General features: G+C 67.3%; 20 protein-coding genes. 11 read left to right on the plus strand and 9 right to left on the minus strand.

The window, feature by feature from the left end:
* Positions 1-6: 6 nt before the first annotated feature.
* From A7X97_RS05605 to A7X97_RS05625, 5 genes are all read right to left on the minus strand, one after another.
* A complete protein-coding gene (locus tag A7X97_RS05605; RefSeq protein WP_088497899.1) occupies positions 7-1,416 on the minus strand; it encodes a Y-family DNA polymerase in 1,410 nt (469 codons plus the stop codon).
* A gap of 9 nt (positions 1,417-1,425) precedes the next feature.
* Positions 1,426-2,040, minus strand: a complete 615-nt coding sequence (gene imuA, locus A7X97_RS05610; RefSeq protein ID WP_053499642.1) for a translesion DNA synthesis-associated protein ImuA — start codon at positions 2,038-2,040, stop codon at positions 1,426-1,428.
* 340 nt (positions 2,041-2,380) lie between these two features.
* On the minus strand, positions 2,381-3,388 hold the full coding sequence (locus A7X97_RS05615; RefSeq protein WP_088497898.1) for a cyclase family protein: 1,008 nt from the start codon (positions 3,386-3,388) through the stop codon (positions 2,381-2,383).
* A gap of 36 nt (positions 3,389-3,424) precedes the next feature.
* Complete coding sequence (locus A7X97_RS05620; protein ID WP_061479094.1) at positions 3,425-4,075, minus strand: DsbA family oxidoreductase; 651 nt, start codon at positions 4,073-4,075, stop codon at positions 3,425-3,427.
* Positions 4,076-4,167: 92 nt separating this feature from the next.
* Positions 4,168-5,118, minus strand: coding sequence for a LysR family transcriptional regulator (locus A7X97_RS05625; RefSeq protein ID WP_172412164.1), 951 nt, complete (start codon positions 5,116-5,118; stop codon positions 4,168-4,170).
* Positions 5,119-5,221: 103 nt separating this feature from the next.
* Between A7X97_RS05625 and A7X97_RS05630 the strand changes: the two genes are divergently transcribed.
* A complete protein-coding gene (locus A7X97_RS05630; RefSeq protein WP_088497897.1) occupies positions 5,222-6,112 on the plus strand; it encodes a sterol desaturase family protein in 891 nt (296 codons plus the stop codon).
* 9 nt (positions 6,113-6,121) lie between these two features.
* Here the strand turns inward: A7X97_RS05630 and A7X97_RS05635 are convergent, their stop codons facing one another.
* Both A7X97_RS05635 and A7X97_RS05645 read right to left on the minus strand, forming a co-directional pair.
* Complete coding sequence (locus tag A7X97_RS05635; protein WP_088497896.1) at positions 6,122-6,826, minus strand: AraC family transcriptional regulator; 705 nt, start codon at positions 6,824-6,826, stop codon at positions 6,122-6,124.
* Positions 6,827-7,123: 297 nt separating this feature from the next.
* Positions 7,124-7,558, minus strand: coding sequence for a VOC family protein (locus A7X97_RS05645; protein ID WP_049429041.1), 435 nt, complete (start codon positions 7,556-7,558; stop codon positions 7,124-7,126).
* A gap of 338 nt (positions 7,559-7,896) precedes the next feature.
* On the opposite strand from A7X97_RS05645, the gene A7X97_RS05650 reads away from it, so the two are divergent.
* Positions 7,897-10,692: a beta-glucosidase family protein gene (locus tag A7X97_RS05650; RefSeq protein WP_088496138.1), complete on the plus strand. Its 2,796-nt coding sequence runs from the start codon at positions 7,897-7,899 to the stop codon at positions 10,690-10,692.
* 120 nt (positions 10,693-10,812) lie between these two features.
* Here the strand turns inward: A7X97_RS05650 and A7X97_RS05655 are convergent, their stop codons facing one another.
* Complete coding sequence (locus A7X97_RS05655) at positions 10,813-11,718, minus strand: LysR family transcriptional regulator (protein ID WP_088496137.1); 906 nt, start codon at positions 11,716-11,718, stop codon at positions 10,813-10,815.
* A gap of 105 nt (positions 11,719-11,823) precedes the next feature.
* On the opposite strand from A7X97_RS05655, the gene A7X97_RS05660 reads away from it, so the two are divergent.
* The 3 genes from A7X97_RS05660 to A7X97_RS05670 all read left to right on the plus strand — a co-directional run bounded on the left by A7X97_RS05660 (position 11,824) and on the right by A7X97_RS05670 (position 15,700).
* On the plus strand, positions 11,824-13,185 hold the full coding sequence (locus tag A7X97_RS05660) for an MFS transporter (RefSeq protein WP_072167465.1): 1,362 nt from the start codon (positions 11,824-11,826) through the stop codon (positions 13,183-13,185).
* Complete coding sequence (locus A7X97_RS05665; protein ID WP_111007677.1) at positions 13,182-13,568, plus strand: DUF4440 domain-containing protein; 387 nt, start codon at positions 13,182-13,184, stop codon at positions 13,566-13,568. The genes A7X97_RS05660 and A7X97_RS05665 overlap by 4 nt, the downstream gene beginning before the upstream one ends.
* Before the next feature lie 221 nt (positions 13,569-13,789).
* Entirely contained in the window at positions 13,790-15,700 is a 1,911-nt protein-coding gene (locus tag A7X97_RS05670) for a CocE/NonD family hydrolase (RefSeq protein ID WP_088496135.1), read from the plus strand.
* A gap of 120 nt (positions 15,701-15,820) precedes the next feature.
* Here A7X97_RS05670 and A7X97_RS05675 read toward each other — a convergent pair whose 3' ends face one another.
* Positions 15,821-16,774, minus strand: a complete 954-nt coding sequence (locus tag A7X97_RS05675) for a helix-turn-helix transcriptional regulator (RefSeq protein WP_072167468.1) — start codon at positions 16,772-16,774, stop codon at positions 15,821-15,823.
* A gap of 320 nt (positions 16,775-17,094) precedes the next feature.
* Here A7X97_RS05675 and A7X97_RS05680 point away from each other — a divergent pair, with 320 nt between their 5' ends.
* From A7X97_RS05680 to dld, 6 genes are all read left to right on the plus strand, one after another.
* Positions 17,095-17,853 carry an SDR family NAD(P)-dependent oxidoreductase gene (locus A7X97_RS05680; protein ID WP_088496134.1) on the plus strand — a complete coding sequence of 253 codons (759 nt, stop codon included), beginning with the start codon at positions 17,095-17,097 and terminating at the stop codon, positions 17,851-17,853.
* A gap of 128 nt (positions 17,854-17,981) precedes the next feature.
* A complete protein-coding gene (locus tag A7X97_RS05685; protein WP_005413774.1) occupies positions 17,982-18,434 on the plus strand; it encodes an MgtC/SapB family protein in 453 nt (150 codons plus the stop codon).
* Positions 18,435-18,656: 222 nt separating this feature from the next.
* On the plus strand, positions 18,657-20,315 hold the full coding sequence (gene lldP / locus A7X97_RS05690; RefSeq protein ID WP_088497347.1) for an L-lactate permease: 1,659 nt from the start codon (positions 18,657-18,659) through the stop codon (positions 20,313-20,315).
* 53 nt (positions 20,316-20,368) lie between these two features.
* Positions 20,369-21,133, plus strand: coding sequence for a transcriptional regulator LldR (gene lldR / locus A7X97_RS05695; RefSeq protein ID WP_012511377.1), 765 nt, complete (start codon positions 20,369-20,371; stop codon positions 21,131-21,133).
* Between the two features lie 4 nt (positions 21,134-21,137).
* On the plus strand, positions 21,138-22,277 hold the full coding sequence (gene lldD, locus A7X97_RS05700; protein ID WP_088497346.1) for an FMN-dependent L-lactate dehydrogenase LldD: 1,140 nt from the start codon (positions 21,138-21,140) through the stop codon (positions 22,275-22,277).
* Positions 22,274-23,980: a D-lactate dehydrogenase gene (gene dld / locus A7X97_RS05705; protein WP_088497345.1), complete on the plus strand. Its 1,707-nt coding sequence runs from the start codon at positions 22,274-22,276 to the stop codon at positions 23,978-23,980. The genes lldD and dld overlap by 4 nt, the downstream gene beginning before the upstream one ends.
* Positions 23,981-24,021 lie beyond the last annotated feature (41 nt).

Below are 24,021 nucleotides of genomic sequence, written 5' to 3' on the forward strand. Positions count from 1 at the left end.
GGCGGCTCAGCCGAACCAGCCGTGCAGCATCCACGGCGCATGCGGATCGTTGCGCGCGCGGAAGGCCCAGCCGCGCTGGCCATGCGCGGTTTCCACCACGTAGTAGTCGCGGCGCGCGTCAGCCTGGTCCCACCAGCCCGATTCGATCCGCTCCGGCCCGGCGATGATGCGCAGGCGCGGGTCACGCAGCGGCTGTGGAGCGTCCAGCAGCCAACCGGGGCGCAGTGGCCAGTATGCCGGTGGCCTGGCTGCTGGCTGGGTGCCGCTGGCGCGTTCGGGGCGATGGTCGGCCTGCACTGCCAGCGGCTGCACGGCGTCATCGCCGAGCCGCGCGCGCAGGCGCTCACGCAGCTGGTTCCACGGCATCGCCTGCGCCGGACGGGTATCGAACAGGTCACGCGCGGCGGGCACGAACGGCGGCAGCTGTTCGGCCTGCAGGCGCAGTGCGCGGCTGCCGGCCGGCAGGGCGAACGCTTCCATGCGGTTGCGCGCGATCTCGAACAGCAACGCGGGATCGCGTTCGGGCGCCAACAGGCCGATGGTCAGCACGCTGGCCGGCAACAGGTCATGCTCGAAATGCAGGTCGAAGCGCTGCACGCCGCCATCGCGCGAACACAGGAACGCGGCCAGGTCGAGCAGCAGGCGGCGCAGCGGGAACAGCAGGGCCTGGCTGGATTCGATCTCGTATTCGAATTCGATGCGCGCATCGAAACGGTCCGGTGGCTGGTAGTAGCGCAATGGCGCGGTGGGCAGCCCGCGCAATGCATCCAGCTGCTGCAGGACCTCGGGGGCGAAGCGCCGGGCCAGGCTGTCGCGCGGCAGCTTGAGCACCGCGCCCAACGTGCGCAGGCCGGAACGGCCAAGCACCGTCACCGCCTCGCTGGGCAGGCCGCAGCGCGCCAGGGGCAGCTGCGCCAGCGCCGCCGGCAGCTGCTGCGCATCAAGGCCGAGGCCATCGTGGACGTTGGCCAGCACGCGCGCGGCATGTGGGTTAGGCGCGGCCACCAGGCGGTGGCGGAAGCCGAGTTCGTGCAGTTCGTTGCGCAGGCGCTGCTGGATCGTCAGCCAGTCACCGAACAGGGCGCGGCTGGCACCGATTTCCAGCACCAGCGCATGCGGAAAATCGAGGCTGACCTGCGAGCTGTAGGCATAGGCCCAGCTGGCCAGCAGCTGCCGGGTGTGCTGTTCGGCATTGGGGTCGTAGTCGTGCAGGTGCATGTCCTGCACCAGTACCTGTGCAGCCGACAGCAGCATGCCCGGGCGCAGCCCTGCTGCACGTGCCGACGGGCTGACCGCGCGCAGCACGCGACGCTGCGCCGGCCCCTGCAGCAGTACCAATGGCCGCTGTGGGTCGGGCTGCAGGCGCAGCACGCTGTCCAGCGCCAACTGCGGCAACAACAGGCAGGCCCAGTGCATGGCGCGTCCTCAGTGGGCGATGGCCAGCGGCAACGGTTGTGCCGGCGGCAGGCCGCCACGGCACTTCAGCACCCGCACCTGGCCGTGGTCGAGCTGCAGGCGCAGGCTGGCCGGGGAAGGATTGCGCGCGGCCTGCGCCTCGCGGAACACGAAGCCCAGGCACTGGCCGCTGTCGGCGGCCACCTGCAGGCGGCGCAGGGCGCGGTCGTCGGCTTGATGCGGCCAGCACAGTACCGCCGCGCAGGCCGCAGAGCGCAGGCACTGTTCGGCGGCCCACAGTGCCTGCTTCGGCGTGGCCTGGATGACCTGCAGCTGGGCCAGTTCCAGCCCGGCCGCTGCCCAGGCCGGAGCGTGCGGGCGATAGGGCGGAGCGACCAGCACGATCGGGCGGTCGCGCTGGCTCAGCCTGGCCAGTGCCGGCCAGACCAGCGCCAGTTCGCCAACGCCGGGCGCCGCCTGCAGTACCTCGCACAGCCCGCTGGCCGGCCAGCCGCCGCCGGGCAGGCGTGCATCCAGTGCCGGATGGCCGCTGGCCAGATGGTCGCTGGCGGGGCCCTGGCGGGCCGGGCCACGCCACAGCTGGCGCCCGTCCAGCAGCCGGTCGAGGGCGACGACGGCACCCATCAGTCAGCCCTCCAGGGGAGGCGCCGGGCGGGCTGGAAACGGCAGGAACGGGCGGAAACGGCGGGCATGGCGCGAGTATCGACGGGCCGGTATCAGGGGCTGAGACCAGACATGCTACTCGCGTTGTAAGTAGAATTACTAATGAAATCGGAGGGTCCGGTTTCAGGTTGCTGAAGGGGGAAAGCATCCACGCATGGCGTGGATCTACTGGAGAGAGCCCCGGCAAATCCATGCCGCAGCCTGGTAGATCCACGCCATGCGTGGATAGCGGTAAAGCGCGGTGCCGACCAAGGTCGGCACCCACCCGGCATGGCCCGGCGCTACCCGGGGATGCCCCTGGTTACGGGCGCACCGGCAGCGCCACCGGGCGCAGCGGCGCGGCATCGCCACCGCGGATCTTCAGCGGGCCGCCGATGAAGGCGAATTCGTAGACCTTGTCGCGGGCCAGTTCGTCCAGCGCCACCAGCTCGATGATCGGCGCACCCTGCTGTGCCAGCAGGTAGGTGTGCAGCGGCACGTAGTCGTCGGACACCTCCGAAGGGAAGGTCTCGAAGCTGAGGTTGTCGGCACCGACGATCATCGCGCCGCCGTCCTCGACCAGGAAGCGTGCCGCGTCCAGGCCCATGCCCGGCGGGTTGGCCATGTAGGCCCTGGGCTGCTCGAACAGGCGCATGCGGCCGGTGCGGATCAGCACCACGTCGCCCTGCTGCAGTTTCACCTTCTGGCGTGCCAGCGCATCCTTCAGGTCCTGGCGGGTGACGCGGTAGCTGTCCGGCAGCATGTCCACGCCCTTGGCGGCGGCCACGTCGATCAGCACGCCACGCGCGATCAGCGGCGGGAACTTCTCGATGCCGGTGACATTCCAGCCACGGTCGCCGAGGTGCTTGTCGGCCTCGAAGCCGTTCCAGATCTTCCCGTGGATGCCGAAGTGGTTCAGCGCATCGATGTGGGTGCCGGCGTGGCTGTACATCGAGAACGCGGTGCCGGTGTAGCTGCGGGTGAGGTTCATGGTTTCGCCCACGCCCATCGGATCATCCATCACCGTGCCGCGCGGGGTGTGGGTCATCCAGAACTGGTAGTGCGGGTCGCCGGCATCCTGCCAGCTGGGCATGCCGACGTAGTATTCGGTGGCCAGGTCATAGGCCTTGCCGCCGCTGACCCGCGACAGGATCGCGGCGCGCGAGGCTTCGGTGATCAGGTTGAGGCGGCCGATCTCGTCCTTCGGCCCCCAGGGGCTGGTGCCGACCTGCTGGCCGGAGGGAACGCGTTCGTGTGCGGACACGGGGGTGGAAGCGGCGGTGGCGGCCAGCAGCAGGGCCAGCGCGGTGGACAGGGTACGTGGGGTCATGAGGAAATCTCCTTGCAGGGTGGGGGAGGGCGCGGCTCAGGCCGCGACCAGGGGCGCCAGGGCCTGGCGCAATTGCGGCAGCGGCAGGGTCTGCAGGCGCAGGCCGTTGCCGCCGATCACGGTGGGGATGGACCGGATGCCGAGCGCGGCAGCGTCGGCGCGATCGGCCTGCACGCGCTGGCGCACCGCGTCGCTGCGCATGTGGTCAGCGAAGGCGCCACGTGGATGGCCCAGCGATTCGGCAATATCCAGCAGCACTTCGGCATCGCCGATGTTGCGGTGCTGGTGCAGGTGTGCCCATTGCACCGCGTCGAACATCGCGCCATGGGCATCATTGCCACCGATCAGTCCTGCGGCCTGGCAGGCCAGTGCGCCGAGCCAGCCGGAGGGATACTCGAAGTCCTGTGCGCGCATGCCTTCGATATCGATGCGCGCGGTGTCTTCATGCGCGGCGCAGTCGGTCCAGTGGCGCAGGATGATCGCCTTGGCGCGCGCCATCGAGCCGAACACCTCGACCATCTGCGCGCGCGAATCCTGCAGCACGAAGCTGCGGTGGCGCACCTGGATGCCGAGTTCGGCCGATACCTGCTGCAGGCGCGGGGCCAGCACGAAGCACCAGCCGCAGACCACGTCGTGGAAGAAATCGACCACCGGCGCTGCGGTGGCGGGGGAAGGAACGGAAGACATCTGCCTGCCATCGGTGAGAGGGGAGGCGGCAGAGTAGGCAGCGCGGCGTGGCCGAAACAGCACGCTGCGGGCAGCTCAGTTTTCGCTGGCGGTTACGAATCCAGACCGGCGCAGCCGGGCAGCTCGGCGTGCAGGAAGTCGATGAAGGCACGCACCTTGGGCTGCAGATGGCGCGAGGTGGGGTAGACCGCATGCACGAAGCGCGGCGGATAGCGATGGTCGGGCAGCACCTGCTGCAGTTCGCCACGGGCCAGCGCTGGTGCCGCCAGGAACGAGGGCAGGGCGCCGATGCCCATGCCGGCCACCAGCAGGTCACGCAATAGCAGGCTGTTGTTGACGGTCACGCGTGCCGGCAGGGTGATCGTCACCTGCCCATCCGGGCCGAGCAGCGGCCAACTGCCGGGCGAGTCGGACAGGCTGTAGGCCAGCACGCTATGCGCCTGCAGATCGCCTACTGCCTGGGGTGCCGGATGCTGCTGCAGGTAGGACGGCGCCGCGCACAGCACCTGCTGCAGCGAGGCCAGCCGGCGTGCCACCAGTCGTGAGTCATCAAGCTCAGCGCGCAATCGTAGCGACACATCGAAACCCTCGCCGACCGCATCGAGCAGGCGGTCTTCCATCACCAGGTCCAGCGACAGCTGCGGATGCTGCTGCAGGAAGCGGGGCAGTAGCGGCGACAGCGTGCTCAGCGCGAACGACTGCGGCACATTGACGCGCAGGCGCCCGGTCACCTCGCCACGCTGCTCGGCGATGCCACGTTCCAGCGCTTCCAGCTCGTCGAGCAGGCGGCAGCATTCGCGGTAATAGGCGTGGCCGGTTTCGGTCAGGCTCATGCGCCGCGTGGTCCGCTGCAGCAGTACCACGCCCAGATGCGCTTCCAGCGTGCGCAGCTGTTTGCTGAGCCCGGCGGGCGACATGCCCAGGTCTTCGGCGGCACGAGCGAGCCCGCCGCGTTCGACGATGCGGCGGAAGGCACGCATCAGGTTGAAGGAATCCATGCCGGTCCCGGGCGCGATGAGGGCGCCATTGTAGATCCACGCCATGCGTGGATGTGGGAAACGCGGTGCGGCAGGGTTGCGCCGTTTGTTCAAGCCGGCAACCCGCACGTGGCGCCAGCATGCAGGCCCCTCATTTCCCGGGTTGCCCATGAAGCACTGGATCCTGCGCCTGTATGCCCCGTTGTTCCTGCTGGGGTTCGTTGCCACTGCCGTCGTCTGGGTCGGCCACTGCCATGGCGATCCGTTGTGGCTGCTGGCCCTGCTGGCGATCGCCATTGCGGTCTCGTTCGTCGCTGAGCGCGCCTGGCCGTATGACCCTGCGTTCAACCATGACCAGGGCGACCGTGTGCGTGATGCCCTGCACGCGCTGGTCAACGAGAGCCTGAACCTGCTGTCGATCGCCACGGTGCCGCTGCTGGCGGCGATCATTCCGTGGCAGGTCTGGCCGCTGCAGTGGCCGTTCGCGCTGCAGGTGCTGGTGGCGATCATCGCTGCCGATCTCGGCATCACCCTGGTGCACTACGCAAGCCATCGCATCGGCTGGTTGTGGCGCCTGCATGCGGTGCATCACAGCGTGACCCGCATGTACGGATTCAACGGGCTGATGAAACACCCACTGCACCAGGCGGCCGAAGCGGTGGGAGGTGTGCTGCCATTGTTGCTGCTGGGCCTACCGATGCCGGTGGCGGCGGTGCTGGCGTTTGCCATCGCCATCCAGCTGCTGCTGCAGCACTCCAACGTGGACATGCGCCCGGGTGTGCTGGGCCGGGTGATGGCGTGGGCACCGCTGCATCGCTTCCATCACATGCGTTACGGCACCGCCGGTGACGTCAACTTCGGCCTGTTCCTGACCGCATGGGATCATCTGCTGGGGACCGCCTTCGATGCGCCCGGTTATCGGCTGCAGCAATGTGATCTCGGCATCGGCAGCCAACCGGACTATCCGCGCGATTACGCGGGGCAGCTGCTGGCGCCGTTTCGTGAACTGCCGCATGGCGAGGTGCCGGAGCTGCCCGAAGGCCTGCGCAGGCGCGGGTGATCGGCCGTGTCAGGTCGCGTGCAACTGCAGGCCCTGCAGCTGTGCGGCACCGATGCCGAACATGCGGCGCAGGCTGCGCGAGAGATGGGCCAGGTCGGCGAAGCCGGCGGCATGCGCGCTGGCGGTCAGGCTGTGCCCCTGCAGGTGGTGCGCGAGCGCGGTACGCAAGCGCTGCCACAGCACCCAGCCGCGCAGGGTCACCGCCAGGTCGGACTGGAAACGCCGTTGCAGCTGGCTGGTTGACAGGTGCGCGGCTTCGGCGATGTCGGCAGCCGGCACCGGGCCGGGCAGGTACTGGGCGATACGGGCCAACGCCGCCTGCACGCGGCGGTCCAGCGGTTGCGGGCGGCTCAGCCGTGGCAACCAATCGCGCAGCTCCAGCGCGTTGCCCGGCAGCGCGTGCAGATGCTGCTGGATCTGGGTGGGATCGGCGTGGGCCGGCTCAAGGAACACCGTGCAGCCTGCTTCCGGTGCCGACAGGATCGCGTGCGGCTGGAACGAAGGCAGCCATAGCCGCTGGCCCTGCTGCTGTACGCCATCGATCTCGACGTGCCAGGGCGTACCGTCGCTCAGCAGCAATTGATGGGCGTAGTGCGCATGCAAAGCGCTGTCACCGGCATGGCCGTGCAGCACGGCGGCGTGCGCATCCAGCAGCAACGTGCCGTTCCAGGGCAGGGCGGGGGAAGACATGACGGGATTGTAGATCCACGCCATGCGTGGATGAATCTCCATCGAAATCGAGTAATTCGACAATGAAACGAAGAGCATCCACGCATGGCGTGGATCTACTGCAGGTCGCGAGAGACTGTCGAAGGCGGGGTGGGTCCGGTTGCGGGGGCGCATGGATGGCGCGACCGAGCTTACATGGACGTACTTGCAGCGCCCCCCGCAGCCGGACCCACCCCGCCATCCCACAGGAAGCCCGCTTTTGCTTCGGCTGTTGCTTCTGAGGTTGCCGGCCAGCGGCCGGCACTACCGCGGGGGCCGGGCGCAGCCCGGCCGTGCGCACCCTCACCGCCCCTGCGGATCCGGCCGGTGATGCACGTACTCGACCACCGTGCCATCGGGATGCACCGCATTGAACGCCGCCCCGGTCGGGACCACCTGCAACGGGAAGATGATCTCGGCGCCGGCGGCGACCAGTTTGTCGTGATAAGGCCGAACGTCATCGACCAGCAGTGTCCCCGTGGTCGAGGTGAACGGCGCCAGCGCCGCCTCGCTGCCCTCGATCAACAGGAACGCACCGACCATGGCCAGGCGCAGCCCGGCCTCCGGAAACGGAAAGCCCGCATCGGCCACCACGCCCTGCAGCTGCTCGTAGAACGCCACGCTGCGTTCCAGCTCACCGGGGGCCACGAACACACGGATCAGCACGCGCGGTGCGCGCTGGCTGGACGTATCGCAGCGGTCGCGCCAGAGATGGTCGAAGTCGCGGTGGACGGTCATGGGATCGGTTCGTGGCCAGGGACCTTCATTATCGGCAGCCTCGCACGGCGCGCTGATGACCGCCGGTGATGGCCTGATAACTGCAGGCAGCGATCGCCCCTGTGACTTAGGTCCTGTTGACAGGTGTGAACGCCCTCGCACAATCTTCACAGGATTGGGTCGCCCTGCGCGGCTCGGGCAGGCAGGTTGTCACGCCGGGAGGAGGGTCCCGCGCGCAGACCGGCCTGTCCTTTGGCCTGCGGGAGGTTGCCTGGCAATCCCTGCGCGGCATGAACGCTGCACCCTTCGGCGGCACTTTCCCTGGACCGATTGCCTTGGCAACGGAATTACGCCTGTCGATGAAAACGTTTACAAAGCCGCTTGTACTGTCCCTGGCCCTGTCCGCTGCACTGGCCGCTCCAGCGTGGGCCGACCCTGCCGCGTTCACCGTGCTGACCCTGGAACAGGCCCCGACCGCCGAGGCGATGCCGGCCTTGGCCGCCCAGCTGAAGACCCTGCAGGTGGACGCGGTGAGCGTGCGCCAGGTGCAGCGCGGTATTGGCCAGGTCGATCCGCTGCAGGTGCTGGCCGACGGACTGGGTTACGAGTACCGCTTCATTGCTGCGGGCAAGGACGATGGCCAGACCCAGCGCGGCCAGGCCGTGCTGACCCGGCTGCCGATCGCCGCTGAGTCCGGCCCGGACCAGCCGGGTCTGAACTACCTGCGCCTGGACGATGGCCGCCACACCGTGGCGGTCTATACCGATGCCGGCGCAGGTGCCGCGCAGCTGCCGGCGCTGGTCACCCGTTCGCGGCTGGGTGCACCGGCGGTGCTGCTCGGCGCAGTGGCCGGTGAATCGGCCAAGGCCGCCGGCTTCGATCCGGCGCGTGTGGCGCTGGAAGCGGATGCCAGCTATTTCAGCGACGGTTTCCAGGCCGCCAGCAGCGCGCCGTTCAAGGTGGAAGGCAGCACCCTGCGCGCCACCCTGCTGACACTGGCCTATGCCGCCGACAAGCACGGCGAAAAGCCATGGATGGACACCGCCCTCAACGCCGATGCACGCGCCGCGCTGCTGCTGAAGGCGATGACCGAGGATGAGAAGTTCCAGATGCTGCACAGCTACTTCGGGCTGGGCAAGGATGGTGGCCCACTGCCGGAAGGCGCGGTCGGTTCGGCCGGTTTCGTGCCGGGCGTGGCGCGGCTGGGCATTCCGTCGCAGCAGTCGGCCGATGCCGGCGTCGGCGTGACCAATCCGGGCGGCATCCGTCCGGGCGATTTCGCCACGGCAATGCCCTCAGGCCCATCCACCGCCTCCAGCTGGAACCGCGAAGTCGCCTTCGCAGGTGGCGCGACCATGGGCCGCGAGGCGTGGCAGCAGCGCTTCAACATCCTGCTGTCGGGCAGCGTCAACCTGCAGCGCGATCCACGCAACGGCCGCAACTTCGAATATGCCGGTGAGGACCCGCTGCTGGCCGGTTCGATGGTCGGCGCGCTGATCCAGGGCGTGCAGAGCCAGCACGTGATCTCCTCGATGAAGCACTTCGCGCTGAACGACATGGAGACCCGGCGCAACTTCCACGACGTGCGCATCGGCGAACAGGCCATGCACGAGTCGGACCTGCTGGCCTTCGAGATCGCGCTGGAGGCTGGCCGCCCGGGCGTGGCGATGTGCTCGTACAACAAGATCAACGGCACCTACGGCTGTGAGAACGGCTACCTGATGAACCAGGTGCTGAAGCAGGAATGGAAGTTCCCCGGTTTCGTGATGTCCGACTGGGGCGGCGTGCACAGCGGTTCGAAGGCGGCGCTGGCCGGCCTGGACCAGCAGTCGGCCGGTGAAGTGTTCGACGCGGCGGTGTTCTTCGACGAACCGCTGCGTCTGGCCGTGCATGGCGGCGTGGTGCCGCAGGCGCGCCTGAATGACATGGTCACGCGCATCCTGCGCACGATGTTCCTGCACGGCAACTTCGACAACCCGCCGCAGCACCAGAAGGTGGATGCCGAGGCCGGCTTCGCCGTGGCCCAGCGCACGGTGGAAGAGGGCAGCGTGCTGCTGCGCAATGAGGGCAACCTGCTGCCGCTGGCCGACAGCGTGAAGCGCATCGTCATCATCGGCGGCCATGCCGACAAGGGCGTGATCGGCGGCGGTGGTTCGTCGATGGTGGGCGTCACCGCCAAGGGCACCAATGCGGTGCCGGGCGTGCTGCCGACCACCTGGCCGGGCCCGGTGATCTTCCACCCGTCCTCGCCGCTGGAATCGCTGCGTGCGGCGCGCCCTGACGCAACCATCGAATATGTGGACGGCACCAATGCCGCCGCTGCGGCCAGGGCCGCCGCGCAGGCCGATGTGGCCATTGTGTTTGCCACGCAATGGGCCGCCGAATCTGTGGACCTGCCGGACATGCAGCTGCCGGACAACCAGGACGCACTGATCTCGGCGGTGGCCGCGGCAAACCCGAAGACCGTGCTGGTGCTGGAAACCAACGGCCCGGTGCGCACACCGTGGCTGGCGCAGGTGCCAGCGATGCTGCAGGCCTGGTACCCGGGCATCCGCGGCGGCGAAGGCATCGCCGCGCTGCTGACCGGCCAGGTCAATCCGTCCGGCCGCCTGCCGGTGACCTGGGTGACGGACGAATCGCAGCTGCCGCGCCCGCATATCGATGGCCTCGGCTTCAAGCCGGCCAAGCCGTTCGGTGATGTGTTCGATTTCGATATCGAAGGCGCCAACGTCGGCTACAAGTGGATGGCGGTCAAGGGCCTGACCCCGACCTTCGCCTTTGGCCATGGCCTGTCCTACACCTCGTTCGCCTATGACAACCTGAAGGTGAGCGTGGAAGGCTCGCGCCTGGTCGCCAGCGTCGATATCCGCAATACCGGCAAGCGCGCCGGCGCCGACGTGGCCCAGCTGTACCTGAAGCTGCCGGCCGGCAGCACCACGCCGATCCGCCTGATCGGCTACGACAAGGTGAACCTGCAGCCGGGCGAACAGCGCCGCATCCGCATCGAAGCCGAGCCGAAGACCCTGGCCCACTACGATGCACAGGCGCGGCAGTGGAAGATCGACGGTGGCACCTACCAGGTGCAGCTGTCGCGCAATGCCGCCGAGCCGCTGCAGACGGTAGATGTGCAGCTGGTGGAGCAGGTGCTGCGCTGATGCCTGACGACACGGCCCGCACAGGGCCGTGTCCGTTCGTGGTGTTCCTGTAGAGCCGAGCCCACGCTCGGCTGAAGAACGGTCAATCGAACCGACGGGCAGCCGAGCATGGACTCGGCTCTACAAAGGTGCGGTGCCGAACCACCTGCGCAGGAAATCGATCAGCTGCCGCACCTTCGGTGAAGGCTGCGAACTGTGCGGATAGACCGCGTAGACACTCTGCTGCGGGAAGCGGTGCTGGCGCAGCACCGGGCGCAGCCGGTCCTGGGCCAGGTCGTCCTCGATCAGCCAGCGTGGCAGCACGGTGACCCCGGCGCCGGCCAAGGCGAACGCGCGCAGGCTGCTGGCACCATCCACGCGTACCACGGCGTTGCCCGGGTTGGTGGCAAACAAGGCATCGCTGCCGTCAGGTGCAACCACCGGCACATCGGCCAGGCGCGGATAGCCCAGGCGGGGCAGGGTGCCCAGCAGTACTGGATCATCGGCAGCCTCGGCAGAGGGCAGGCGCGCCAGCAGTGACGGCGCCGCCACCGCGTACAGCGGGTGGCGCTCCAGTTCATTGGCGTGCAGGCCCGAGTCCGGCAGGCGGCCGAGGCGAATCGCCAGGTCGAAGCGTTCGGGAATGAGGTCCGCTGGCGCTGGAGAAGTTGAAAGGTGCAGCTGCAGGGCCGGGTGCTGCGCGCGGAACGCCTCCAACGCGGGAATCAGGCGTAGCTGGGCGTACTCCGGTGTGGTGGTCAGGCGCAGCACGCCCTGCAGCTGGTGCTGGTCGCGGCGCGCGGCATCGATCGCCGCCTGCGCAGCATCCAGTGCCTGCACGCAATGTTGCAGGAACTGCTCGCCGGCCTCGGTCAGGGACAGGTGGCGGGTACTGCGCAACAGCAGGGTCACGCCCAGCTCCTGCTCCAGCCGCTTCAGGTTGAAGCTGACCACCGCGCGGCTGAGGCCGAGCCGATCGGCCGCAGCGGTCAGGCTGCCGGCTTCGACCACGGCACGGAAGATATCGAAGCGATCGAGGCTGACCATGGCGATTCATTGTCAAAACAGATTTGACAGTGTTGCAGCTGCCGTCGTGTTTTTCCAATGGGGTCCGGGCGGCATGCTGGCTGCTTCCTCGCTGGAGCGCCGCCGATGCCGTCCCCCCGCCTGCGCCATGAGGCGATCTTCCTGCTGGTATTCGCCCTGGATCTGGTCAATATGTTCATCGCCACGGTGGCCTATCCGGCATTGGCAGCGGAGCTGCACGCCGACGTGAGCACCCTGGCCTGGGTCGGCACGGCGTACATGCTGGGCCTGAGCATGGTGATTCCGCTGGCGCCGTGGCTGGCCGCACGCTGTGGCGAGCGTCGCTTGCTGCTGGCGGCGTTGCTGTTGTTCGCGGTCGCCGCTGTGCTGGCTGGCGCAGCGCCAGGAATCGGCTGGCTGCTCGGCTGGCGCCTGCTGCAGGGCCTGGCCGGTGGCCTGCTGATTCCCGTGGCGCAAGCCGCAGCGTACCGGCAATGCACGCCCGACCAACGTGGCGCGCTGACCCGCCGCATCCTGCTGGTGGCGCTGCTGGTGCCAGCACTGGCGCCGGCGCTGGGCGGGCTGCTGGTGCAGTGGCTGTCCTGGCGCGGTGTGCTCTGGGCCAGCCTGCCGTTGGCGGTAGCGGTCATCGGTCTGGTGCTGGCCTGGATGCCGGCCGATGGCGCGCGCAGTGCGCCGCGCCTGCAGGCCTATGCCTTGTCCACCGCGATGCTGGCGCTGGGTGCGCTGCTGCTGGCGCTGACCTGGCTGGGCGAATCGGGACATCGCGGTGCAGGTGCCGTGTTGCTGCTGGCCGCGCTGTTGCTGGCGGCGACGCACCTGCGACATGCACGTCGGCAGGCGCAGCCACTGCTGCGCTGGTCGCTGCTGTCCCATCGCGGGCTGCGGCTGGCGATGCTGGTGTATCTCGCCGTACCAGGTGTGTTCATCGGCAGCCAACTGGTCAGTACCCTGCAATTGCACCACGCCGGTTACAGCGCGGCACGCATCGGCGCGCTGATGCTGCCCTGGGCGCTGGCTGCGGCCATCGCGATCATGGCCAGCAAGCGCCTGCTGGCTCGCTTCGGTCCGGCCGCGGTACTGCGCGCCGGCATGCTCCTGCAGGCCAGCGGCCTGTTGTTGATGGCGCTGCTGCCGCAGCCGGCCTTCGTGCTGGCCGGATTGTTGTTCGCGTTGATGGGCGCCGGCGGCAGCCTGTGCAGCAGCACCGCGCAGACGCTGGCCTTCCATGGCGTGGAAGGTGAGGCGTTGGGCGATGCCAGTGCACTCTGGAACCTCAACCGCCAGCTCAGCTTCTGCCTCGGCACCGCCGCCATCGCACTGCTGCTGGCATTGGCCATGCAATGGCTGCCGGAACGCGCCACCAGCGTGGCGCTGGGTTTGGCCGCTGCAATGACGCTGCTGCCGATGACGCTGCTGCGCCGTCCGCAATCGATCTCTCTTTCCCAACCCGAGACAATGCAATGATGATGACCGCAGAGAACGAGTTCCATGATCTGATCGCCAAGCTGCAGGCCTGGTTTCGTGCGGAAGCAGCCGCCAGTACGCTGGATGCGCTGATGGATCATTTCTGCACCGACTTCAGCATGGTCGGTATTGCTGGGCAGCGCCTGGACCGCGAAGCACTGGCCGGCATGTTCGCTGGCGGCCACGGTGCCCGCCCGGGCCTGCGTATCGAAGTCGATGCCCTGCAGTTCATTGCGGTGCCGGCACCGTTGGCAATGCTGCGCTACCGTGAAGGGCAGGGCGTTGCTGAAGGTGGGATGGCCTGGCGTGAAGCACTGACCGTGCTGCGGCAGGAAGACGGCCGTTGGCGTTGGCTGGCGTTGCATGAAGTAACGGCAGCCTGATCGGGTAGTGCCGGCCGCTGGCCGGCAACTTCATGATCCTGGGCGCGTTACGCGGTTGCCGGCCAGCGGCCGGCACTACCTTTCGCCGACGAGCGCAGCGGCACCGCAGGCACATGTGCCATCAGTCCTGCCCGCATCCACCGAAGAATGCAAAGCCTGCGCACACTTCACGGCGCCAGGCAGGAGTAGGCTTGAGGCTTTCCTGCCGGGAGGGGTTGTCCATGCGTGTGCGTGCCGTCGCTGTAGCCATTGCCCTTTGCCTGTCCAGCACCGTGCTGGCCGCCGATACCCCGCCGATGACCCCGGATATCAGCGGCAAGCCGTTCGTTGCCCCGGATGTCGGTCGCGACTACGACAAGCGCGTGGTGATGGTGCCGATGCGTGATGGCACCAAGCTGTACACGGTGATCGTGGTGCCCAAGGGCGCCCACAATGCGCCGATTCTGCTGACCCGGACCCCCTATGATGCTGCCGGTCGCGCCAGCCGCAGTGATTCGCCGCGCATGCGCGACCTGTTGCCGCAGGGTGACGAGGTGTTTGTCGACGGCGGCTACATCCGCGTGTTCCAGGATATCCGCGGCAAGTATGGTTCCGAGGGCGATTACGTGATGACCCGGCCGCTGCGCGGGCCGTTGAACAACACCAAAGTCGACCATTCCACCGATGCCTGGGACACCATCGACTGGCTGGTGAAGAACGTGCCGGAGAGCAATGGCAAGGTCGGCATGCTCGGCTCGTCGTACGAGGGCTTCACCGTGGTGATGGCGCTGACCGACCCGCACCCGGCACTGAAAGTGGCCGCACCACAGAGCCCGATGGTCGATGGCTGGATGGGTGACGACTGGCTCAACTACGGTGCGTTCCGCCAGGTCAACTTCAACTACTTCGCCATGCAGACCGAGAAGCGCGGCAAGGGTACGCCGCTGCCCAGCCTCGGCTACGACGACTACAGCACCTTCCTGCGCATCGGCTCGGCAGGCGACTACGCGCGTTTCACCGGCGTGGACCAGTTGACCTGGTGGAAGAAGCTGGTCGAGCATCCGGCCTATGACGGCTTCTGGCAGGGCCAGGCGCTGGACGCGGTGATGGCAAAGACACCGCTGAAGGTGCCGACCATGTGGCTGCAGGGCCTGTGGGACCAGGAGGACATGTGGGGTGCCAACCACGCCTATCAGGCGATGGAAGGACGCGATAGCGGCAACAACCGCAATTACCTGGTGATGGGGCCGTGGCGACACAGCCAGGTGAACTACAGCGGCAGCGAACTGGGTGCGCTGAAGTTCGACGGCGATACCGCGCTGCAGTTCCGCCGCGACGTGCTCAAGCCCTTCTTTGACCAGTACCTGGTGGATGGCGCGCCGAAGGCCGATACGCCACCGGTGCTGATCTACAACACCGGCGAAAACCACTGGGACCGCTTGAAGGGCTGGCCGCGCAGCTGCGACAAGGGGTGTGCCGCCAGCAGCAAGCCGCTGTACCTGCGCGCCGGGGGCAAGCTGGCGTTCCAGGCACCGGCGGCGGGCGAGGGTGATTTCGAGGAATACGTGTCCGACCCGGCCAAGCCGGTGCCGTTCGTGCCGCGCCCGGTGCGCTTCGGTGACCGCGACATGTGGACCACCTGGCTGGTCAAGGACCAGCGCTTTGTCGATGGTCGCCCGGACGTGCTGACCTTCATCACCGAACCGCTGACCGCGCCGCTGCGCATCGGCGGCGCGCCGGTGGTGCATCTGCAGGCGTCGACCAGTGGCACCGACAGCGACTGGGTGGTGAAGCTGATCGACGTGTATCCGGACCAGGAAGCGTCGACGCCGGAAATGGGGGGCTACGAGCTGCCGGTGTCGCTGGCGATCTTCCGTGGCCGCTACCGCGAGAGCTTCAGCGATCCGAAGCCGCTGGCCGCCAACCAGGTGCTGCCGTATCGCTTCGATCTGCCCAACGCCAACCATACGTTCCAGAAGGGCCACCGGGTGATGGTGCAGGTGCAGTCCAGCCTGTTCCCGCTGTACGACCGCAATCCGCAGACCTACGTGCCGAACATCTACCTGGCCAAGCCGGGCGATTACCAGAAGGCCACGCAGCGGGTCTGGCATAGCGCGGCGCAGGCCAGCTACATCGATCTGCCGGTGTATTGAGGCCCGCAGGGTGACGCCGGGCCGTGCCTGGTAGCACGTGGTAGTGCCGGCCGCTGGCCGGCACCCGCAATGGCGCAGGAGCGTGTCGACCAAGGTCGACACCTGCCAGGGCCCGGGCCTTCAGCCCACCTTCGAGGGGCCCGTACGCCAGCGGCTGGGGACCAGGCCGAAGCGCTTGCGGAACGCGGCGGCGAAGTTGCTGGGGTGGCGGTAGCCGCTGGCGGCGGCAGCCTGCTCGACGGTCCATCCGTTCTCGCGCAGGCCCTGTTCGGCATGGCGCATGCGCTGCTCATGCAGGTAGTCGAACACCGAGCTTCCATATTGCTGGGCAAAATGGCGGCGCAAGGAGCTGGGGCTCATGCAGGCCAGCTGGGCCAGTTCGATCAGGCTGTGGGCATGGCTGGGGTCGTCATGCAGATAGCTGCGCACTCGCTCCAGCCGCTCGCGCTGGCCGGCGCGCAGCGTGCGTACATGCTCGGTCTGCATATCCTCGGCCTGCAGGCCGACGGCCAACACCTGCAGGGCCACGCCTTCGCGCCACAGCGCATCGATGTCGTCCTGCCAGGGGCTGTCGAACAATTGGGCGAGCGTCGGCAGCAAGGCATGCGGAATGGCCCAGTGGCGGCACTGCAGAGGGGAATGAAGGACCCGTTGCAGTGCCGGCAGGCGCAGCATGTCCACGTCCAGATCGGCCGGTACGCTCAAGCTGACCCCGCGCAGGTGGCTGCCACCGGGATGCAGCCCGGCCATCGACACAGGTTCATGGTGGCTGGTGGTCATGCCTGTGCCGGCGCGCAGGGTGAACCCCTTGCGACGAGGAAACTGGACATCCACTTCGCCCTGAAGCATCAGGCGGATGGTCAGGCCGGCACCGTGCACAGCGGTGGCCGTGTAGGTGAACCGGTTGTGCACGTCCGAGGCGATCAGGCCCAGGCCACCGCGCAGTGACTGTTCGTGGACGTCGCCACGCCCTGCCCATTGGTCGTCGCGCAGTTCACTCCCTTCGATCCGGTAGTCGTAGCCATGGCGTTCGCCGAACTGGCGGTAATCAGCAAAAGTGAAATATCGGGACATCGCTCTGCGCAAACACAGGTTGAATTGAATGTGTCGAAGAAACTGGAAGCGTTTCCCATTGTCGCCGCGATTCGCGCGCTTTTGACTTCGATAAGGTCAAAACGATTTGCGATTACGGCCAAAGTGAAAAAGCAGAAGAACATACGCCGGGGTTTTGAACGCATATCCGTACGCAATTCCATACATAAACTGCAGTTGAGGTTTCATGGCTGGAACGATCTGGAGATGCGATGTCAGCCCGGCCATCACGGGCGCGCGCGTAAGGTAGGTAGGTTGGCTGCTGCAGGCCACTTCGATACCCCCGCATTTGGAGAACGCAGATGATTGACTACCAGCTCACCGGCAAGACCGCGATCGTGACCGGAGGCGTGTCGGGCATCGGCCTGGCCGTGGCCCAGACGCTGGCCGCATCCGGTGCCCGTATCTCGGTCTGGGACCTCAAGCAGGATGCAGTGGATGCCACCGTGGCGCAGTTGCGCAGCACCGGCACACAGGCCATCGGCATCGCGCTGGACGTCACCGACGACGCGGCGGTGGAGGCAGCGGTGCAGCGCACGATCAAGGAACTCGACGGCCTGCACGTGGCGGTCAACAACGCCGGCATCAGCGGGCCGGCCGCCGCCAGCGGTGACTATCCTATCGATGGCTGGCAGCGCGTGATCGATGTCAACCTCACCAGCGTGTTCCTGTGCCAGCGTGCGCAGATCCAGGCCATGCGCGCGGCCGGCACGGGCGGCAGCATCATCAACATGGCCTCGATCCTGGGCCAGGTGGGCTATGCCGGTTCCACTGCGTACGTGGCGGCCAAGCACGGCGTGGTCGGGCTGACCCAGACCGCAGCGTGGGAACATGCGGTTGACGGCATACGTGTCAACGCGGTGGGTCCGGGCTTCATCAGCACGCCACTGCTGGAGAAGATGGACCCGAAGGTGCGCGCCACGCTGGAAGGGCGGCACGCGTTGAAGCGGCTGGGTACGCCGGAGGAAGTGGCCGCATTGGTAGCCTGGCTGGCCAGCGACGATGCCTCGTTCGCGACCGGCACGTACTACGCCATCGATGGTGGCTACCTCGCGCAGTGATGCGCTGAACGCGGGTTGCGGCGTCGCCGGGCATCGCCCGGCGCTACCGGGTGAACGCACTGTGGGGTGGCCTTCACCTCTGTGCCACGCATGCCACGCGACGCTCAGGAAAATTCCGGAGCCTGCCCATGGAACTCACCCAGGATGTCTCGATCCTGCTGCGCGTAGCCGCAGCGATGCTGTTCGGCGGTGTGCTCGGTGTCGAGCGGGAAATGGGCAAGCACGCCGCCGGCCTGCGTACGCACATGCTCATTGCCGGAGCGGCGGCATTGATCGTCGGTCTCGGCGACTCGGTGGCCGAGCATTTCCAGCAGGAGCGTTACCGCGACCTGCTGCAGGTTGATCCGGTGCGCCTGATCGAAGCGGTGGTGGCCTGCGTCGGCTTCGTGGCCGCTGGCACCATTCTGCGCGGCTCACGCGAGGACCAGGTCAGCGGCTTGACCACGGCCAGTTCGCTGATCATGGCGGCGGCGATCGGGATTGCGGTGGGGATCAGCAAGTACGTGATCGCGATCGGGGTCAGCGTGCTGTGCGTGCTGGTGCTGGCGGTGATGCGGCGGTTGGAGAAACGGATCTCGTAGGGAAGGTCGAGTTGCCGGCCAGCGGCCGGCACCACCATGAAGGCTCCAATGGTCAGACCAATAAAGGGCTAGCCCTATGGTCTAATAGGCTCTTCGTCGGAGTAGCGGTTAAATCCGCTGCAAGTGGTCTGATCGCAATCATTAATGGTACTACCAATGATCGACGGCCACGGCGACCCACCGCCTGCGGTGGGCTCCTTCCGTTTCCAGTCGAGAGTCTTCATGCAGCCCTGGCAACACCTGTACGACCCCGCCGGCAACCTGTGGTTGTCGAGCCTGATCGCGCTGCTGCCGATCGCGTTCTTCTTCGTTGCCCTGGCCGTGCTGCGCATGAAGGGCTGGCTGGCCGGCACGATCACCGTGGCCATCGCACTCGGCGTGGCCCTGTTGTTCTACCGCATGCCGTTGCCCCAGGCGCTGGGCGCGGCCGGCTTCGGTTTCGTCTACGGCCTGTGGCCCATCGCGTGGATCATCATCGGTGCGGTGTTCCTCTACAAAGTTTCGGTCAAGACCGGGCAATTCGACATCATCCGCGCCTCGATCCTGTCCGTGACTGAAGACCAGCGCCTGCAGATGCTGATGGTCGGCTTCGCCTTTGGCGCCTTCCTGGAAGGTGCGGCCGGTTTCGGTGCGCCAGTGGCGATCACCGCGGCGCTGCTGGTCGGGCTGGGCTTCAAGCCGCTGTATGCCGCCGGCCTGTGCCTGATCGTCAACACCGCGCCGGTAGCGTTCGGCGCGATGGGCATTCCGATCATCGTGGCCGGGCAGGTCACCGGCCTGGATGCATTCGAGATCGGCCAGATGGCCGGTCGCCAGCTGCCGTTCCTGACCATCATCGTGCTGTTCTGGATCATGGCGATCATGGATGGCTGGCGCGGCATCAAGGAAACCTGGCCGGCGGTGCTGGTGGCCGGTGGCTCGTTCGCCATCGCGCAGTACCTGACCTCCAACTTCATCGGCCCGGAGCTGCCGGACATCACCGCCTCGCTGGCGTCGCTGGTGTGCCTGACCCTGTTCCTGCGCCGCTGGAAGCCGGTACGGATCTTCCGTTTCGACACCGAAACCAGCGCCGAGGCGGCCGCACAGGCGCTGGAGGCACCGCGCCACAGCGTCGGCCAGATCGCCAGGGCATGGTCGCCGTTCCTGATCCTCACCGCGATGGTCACGCTGTGGAGCATCAAGCCGTTCAAGTCGCTGTTCGCGGCGGGCGGCCCGCTGGAAGGCTGGGTGCTGAAGATCCCGGTGCCAGGCCTGGACCAGCTGGTGCAGAAGATGCCACCGATCGTGGCTGCGCCGCTGAGCTATGAAGCCATCTACAAGTTCGACTGGTTCTCGGCCACCGGTACCTCGATCATCCTGGCCGCGTTGATCGCCATCATCGCGCTGCGCATGCCGGTCCGTTCGGCGCTGCAGACCTTCGGCGAGACCGTGCGTGAGCTGCGCATGCCGATCTACTCGATTGGCATGGTGCTGGCGTTCGCCTTCATCGCCAACTACTCGGGACTGTCTGCCACGTTGGCCCTGGCGCTGGCGCATACCGGCGACGCGTTCCCGTTCTTCTCACCGTTCCTGGGCTGGCTGGGCGTGTTCCTGACCGGTTCGGACACCTCGTCCAATGCCTTGTTCTCGGCACTGCAGGCCACCACCGCACAGCAGATCGGCGTGTCCGACGTGCTGCTGGTAGCGGCCAGCACCACCGGCGGTGTCACCGGCAAGATGATCTCGCCGCAGTCGATCGCCATTGCCTGCGCGGCGGTCGGCCTGGCCGGCAAGGAGTCGGATCTGTTCCGCTTCACGGTCAAGCACAGCCTGATCTTCACCACGATGGTCGGCCTGATCACCCTGGCCCAGGCTTACTGGCTGACCTGGATGATTCCCTGAGCCATGCGCGGCTGGCCGACCACCCGCTGCGCGCTTCGGGCCACAATGGCGCCATGAGCACGCAACGTATTTCGGACAAGGTGGCCGCGCAGCTGCGCGGCCTGGTGCAGGAACAACGGCTGCAGCCGGGTGACCGGCTGCCGGCCGAGCGCACCCTGGCGGTGCAGCTGGGGGTCTCGCGCACGGCCTTGCGCGAGGCCATCGCGCAGCTGGCCAGCCAGGGTCTGTTGACCGCACGGGTCGGTGGCGGCACCTACGTGGCCGAGCCTGCGGCACGCGCGCGGCAGGCGCTGGATGAACCGCTGGCGCCGTACCTGCCGCTGTTCCAGGGCGACCCGGAATACCGCTTCGACGTGCTGGAGATCCGCCACGCGCTGGAAGGTGCCACCGCCTGGCATGCGGCGCTGCGTGCCACCGACGAGGACCGCGCGCGCATCGCACAGGCCTTCCAGACCATGATGGACGCGCACGGCAAGGACGACCCCACCGGCGAAGCCGAGGCCGACGCGGCCTTCCACCTGTCCATCGCCGAGGCCTCGCACAATCTGGTGCTGCTGCAGGTGATGCGCGGGCTGTTCGAACTGCTGCAGACCAACATCTCACAGAGCCGCGAAAAGCTCTACACCTCGGCGAGGACCTTCTCGCCGCTGTCCGACCAGCACCGCGAGATGATGGATGCGGTGCTGGCCGGCGACCCCGAACGCGCGCGCGCCGCCGCGCATGCCCACCTCGAGTTCGTGCACACCACACTGCGCACCCTCGATGACAACGAAGCCCGGCGTGCGCGGGCCTCGCGCCTGCCTTCCCCCCACGGTTGACCCCATGATCATCTCCGCCTCCACCGATTACCGTGCTGCTGCCGAACGCCGGCTGCCGCCGTTCCTGTTCCACTACATCGATGGCGGCGCGTATGCCGAGCACACGCTGAAGCGCAACGTTTCCGACCTGTCCGACATCGCGCTGCGCCAGCGCATCCTGCGCAACATGTCCGACCTGAGCCTGGAAACCGAGCTGTTCGGCGAAAAACTGGCGATGCCGGTGGCGCTGGCGCCGGTCGGCCTGACCGGCATGTATGCGCGGCGCGGCGAGGTACAGGCGGCGCGCGCGGCTGACAGCCGCGGCATCCCGTTCACCCTCTCCACGGTGTCGGTGTGCCCGATCGAGGAAGTGGTACCGGCCATCCAGCGGCCGATGTGGTTCCAGCTGTACGTGCTGCGCGACCGTGGCTTCATGCGCAATGCGCTGGAGCGTGCACAGGCTGCCGGCGTGACCACGCTGGTATTCACCGTGGACATGCCGGTGCCGGGCGCGCGCTACCGCGATGCACACTCGGGCATGAGCGGCCCGAATGCCTCGCTGCGCCGCATCGGCCAGGCCATCACCCATCCGCACTGGGCGTGGGACGTGGGCCTGTTCGGCCGCCCGCATGACCTGGGCAACATCTCCACCTACCGCGGCAACCCGACCGGGCTGGAGGATTACATCGGTTGGCTGGGCAGCAACTTCGATCCCTCCATTTCGTGGAAGGACCTGGAGTGGATCCGCGAATTCTGGAAGGGCCCGATGGTGATCAAGGGCATCCTCGACCCGGATGACGCACGTGATGCGGTGAAGTTCGGTGCCGATGGCATCGTGGTCTCCAATCACGGTGGCCGCCAGCTGGACGGCGTGCTGTCCACCGCGCGTGCGTTGCCGGCCATCGCCGATGCGGTGCAGGGCGATCTGAAGATCCTCGCCGATTCCGGCATCCGCACTGGCCTGGACGTGGTGCGCATGCTGGCGCTGGGGGCCGATACCGTGCTGCTGGGACGCGCCTTCATCTATGCGCTGGCCGCGCAGGGCGAGGCCGGCGTGGCCAACCTGCTGGACCTGATCGCCAAGGAAATGCGCGTGGCGATGACCCTGACCGGTGCGCGCCGCATCGCCGACATCGGCCGCGATTCGCTGGTCAGCCTGCCATGAGCGGCCACGACGCCGTGCTGGCACAGTTGCGCGATGCGGTCGGCAATCGCCATGTACTGACCGGCGACAAGGCCACGCGGCGCTTCCGTCGCGGCTATCGCTTCGGCGATGGCCCAGTGCTGGCGGTGGTGCGCCCGGGGACGCTGCTGGAACTGTGGCGCGTGCTGCAGGCAGCGGTGCAGGGCGGCGCCGCGATCATCCTGCAGGCGGCCAATACCGGGCTGACCGGTGGCTCGACCCCGGATGGCGATGACTATGGCCGGCCGATCGTGCTGGTCAGCACGCTGCGCCTGACCGGCATCCAGTTGTTGAACGAAGGCCGGCAGGTGCTGTGCCTGCCTGGCGCGACGCTGGACCGCCTGGAGCAGACGCTGGCCCCGCTGGGTCGCGAACCGCATTCGGTGATCGGCTCGTCTTGCATCGGCGCCTCGGTGCTGGGCGGCATCTGCAACAACTCCGGTGGCGCGCTGGTGCGACGTGGCCCGGCCTACACCGAGCTGGCGCTGTATGCGCAGGTCGATGCGCAGGGCCAGTTGCAGCTGGTCAACCATCTGGGCATCGCGCTGGGTGACACGCCCGAGCAGATCCTGCAGCGCCTGCAGGCCGGTGACTACACGGCCGCCGACGTGGGCGATGGCGACGGCCGTGCGGCTTCCGATCCACGCTATGCCGAGGAAGTACGCAAGGTCGATGCCGATACCCCCGCACGTTTCAACGCCGATCCCAGCCGCCACTTCGAGGCGGCCGGGTCCGCGGGCAAGCTGGCGGTGTTCGCGGTGCGCCTGGACACCTTCGAAAAGGAGGCCGCCGAAGTCTTCTACATCGGCAGCAACCGCACCGACAGCCTCACCGCGATCCGCCGCCAGCTGCTGACCGGCTTCGAGCGCCTGCCGATCGCGGGCGAGTACATTCACCGCGATGCCTATGACATCGGCGAGCGCTACGGCAAGGACAGCTTCCTGCTGATTGATCGCCTCGGTACCTCTCGTGTGCCCGCGGCGTTCGCATTGAAGAGCCGCATCGATGGCTGGTTCGAACGGCTGGGCCTGCGCGGGGTGACCGACCGGGTGATGCAGGTGCTGACCGGCCTGCTGCCCTCGCACCTGCCCAAGCGCATGGGTGAGTTCCGCCAGCGCTATGAGCATCACCTGCTGCTGAAGGTGTCCGCGCAGGACGCAGCGCAAACCGAAGCCTGGCTGCGCGATTTCTTCGCTGGCCACGAAGGCGGCTATTTCCACTGCACGGCCGAGGAGGGGCGCAAGGCGTTCCTGCATCGTTTCGCCGTAGCCGGTGCCGCGGTGCGCTACCGCGAAGTGCATCGTGAGCAGGTGCAGGACATCGTTGCGCTGGACATCGCGCTGCGACGTGACGACGCCGACTGGTTCGAGCAGCTACCACCTGATATCGACGGCCGTCTGCTGCACAAGCTGTATTACGGGCACTTCCTGTGCCACGTGTTCCATCAGGACTACATCGCGCGCAAGGGCGAAGACCCGATGGCGATCGAGCATGCGATGTGGGCGCTGCTGGACCAGCGTGGCGCCGAGTATCCGGCCGAGCACAATGTCGGCCACCTGTACCCGGCCAAGCCGGCGCTGGCCGGGTTCTACAAGCAGCTGGACCCGAGCAATACGTTCAACCCGGGCATCGGCCAGACCTCGAAGGCGAAGGGGTGGGGCAGCTGCGATTGCAGTGGGCATTGAGGACGGAAAGGGCAGTCGAGCATGGCTCGACGCTACAAGGG

The organism is Stenotrophomonas sepilia (assembly GCF_003244875.1).
Taxonomy (GTDB): domain Bacteria; phylum Pseudomonadota; class Gammaproteobacteria; order Xanthomonadales; family Xanthomonadaceae; genus Stenotrophomonas; species Stenotrophomonas sepilia.

Bases quoted from the DNA above. Each gene is read 5' to 3' on its own strand.
- A7X97_RS05605 (WP_088497899.1), bottom strand. From the start codon at position 1,416: ATGCACTGGGCCTGCCTGTTGTTGCCGCAGTTGGCGCTGGACAGCGTG.
- imuA (WP_053499642.1), bottom strand. From the start codon at position 2,040: ATGGGTGCCGTCGTCGCCCTCGACCGGCTGCTGGACGGGCGCCAGCTG.
- A7X97_RS05615 (WP_088497898.1), bottom strand. From the start codon at position 3,388: ATGACCCCACGTACCCTGTCCACCGCGCTGGCCCTGCTGCTGGCCGCC.
- A7X97_RS05620 (WP_061479094.1), bottom strand. From the start codon at position 4,075: ATGTCTTCCGTTCCTTCCCCCGCCACCGCAGCGCCGGTGGTCGATTTC.
- A7X97_RS05625 (WP_172412164.1), bottom strand. From the start codon at position 5,118: ATGGCGTGGATCTACAATGGCGCCCTCATCGCGCCCGGGACCGGCATG.
- A7X97_RS05630 (WP_088497897.1), top strand. From the start codon at position 5,222: ATGAAGCACTGGATCCTGCGCCTGTATGCCCCGTTGTTCCTGCTGGGG.
- A7X97_RS05635 (WP_088497896.1), bottom strand. From the start codon at position 6,826: ATGGCGTGGATCTACAATCCCGTCATGTCTTCCCCCGCCCTGCCCTGG.
- A7X97_RS05645 (WP_049429041.1), bottom strand. From the start codon at position 7,558: ATGACCGTCCACCGCGACTTCGACCATCTCTGGCGCGACCGCTGCGAT.
- A7X97_RS05650 (WP_088496138.1), top strand. From the start codon at position 7,897: ATGAAAACGTTTACAAAGCCGCTTGTACTGTCCCTGGCCCTGTCCGCT.
- A7X97_RS05655 (WP_088496137.1), bottom strand. From the start codon at position 11,718: ATGGTCAGCCTCGATCGCTTCGATATCTTCCGTGCCGTGGTCGAAGCC.
- A7X97_RS05660 (WP_072167465.1), top strand. From the start codon at position 11,824: ATGCCGTCCCCCCGCCTGCGCCATGAGGCGATCTTCCTGCTGGTATTC.
- A7X97_RS05665 (WP_111007677.1), top strand. From the start codon at position 13,182: ATGATGATGACCGCAGAGAACGAGTTCCATGATCTGATCGCCAAGCTG.
- A7X97_RS05670 (WP_088496135.1), top strand. From the start codon at position 13,790: ATGCGTGTGCGTGCCGTCGCTGTAGCCATTGCCCTTTGCCTGTCCAGC.
- A7X97_RS05675 (WP_072167468.1), bottom strand. From the start codon at position 16,774: ATGTCCCGATATTTCACTTTTGCTGATTACCGCCAGTTCGGCGAACGC.
- A7X97_RS05680 (WP_088496134.1), top strand. From the start codon at position 17,095: ATGATTGACTACCAGCTCACCGGCAAGACCGCGATCGTGACCGGAGGC.
- A7X97_RS05685 (WP_005413774.1), top strand. From the start codon at position 17,982: ATGGAACTCACCCAGGATGTCTCGATCCTGCTGCGCGTAGCCGCAGCG.
- lldP (WP_088497347.1), top strand. From the start codon at position 18,657: ATGCAGCCCTGGCAACACCTGTACGACCCCGCCGGCAACCTGTGGTTG.
- lldR (WP_012511377.1), top strand. From the start codon at position 20,369: ATGAGCACGCAACGTATTTCGGACAAGGTGGCCGCGCAGCTGCGCGGC.
- lldD (WP_088497346.1), top strand. From the start codon at position 21,138: ATGATCATCTCCGCCTCCACCGATTACCGTGCTGCTGCCGAACGCCGG.
- dld (WP_088497345.1), top strand. From the start codon at position 22,274: ATGAGCGGCCACGACGCCGTGCTGGCACAGTTGCGCGATGCGGTCGGC.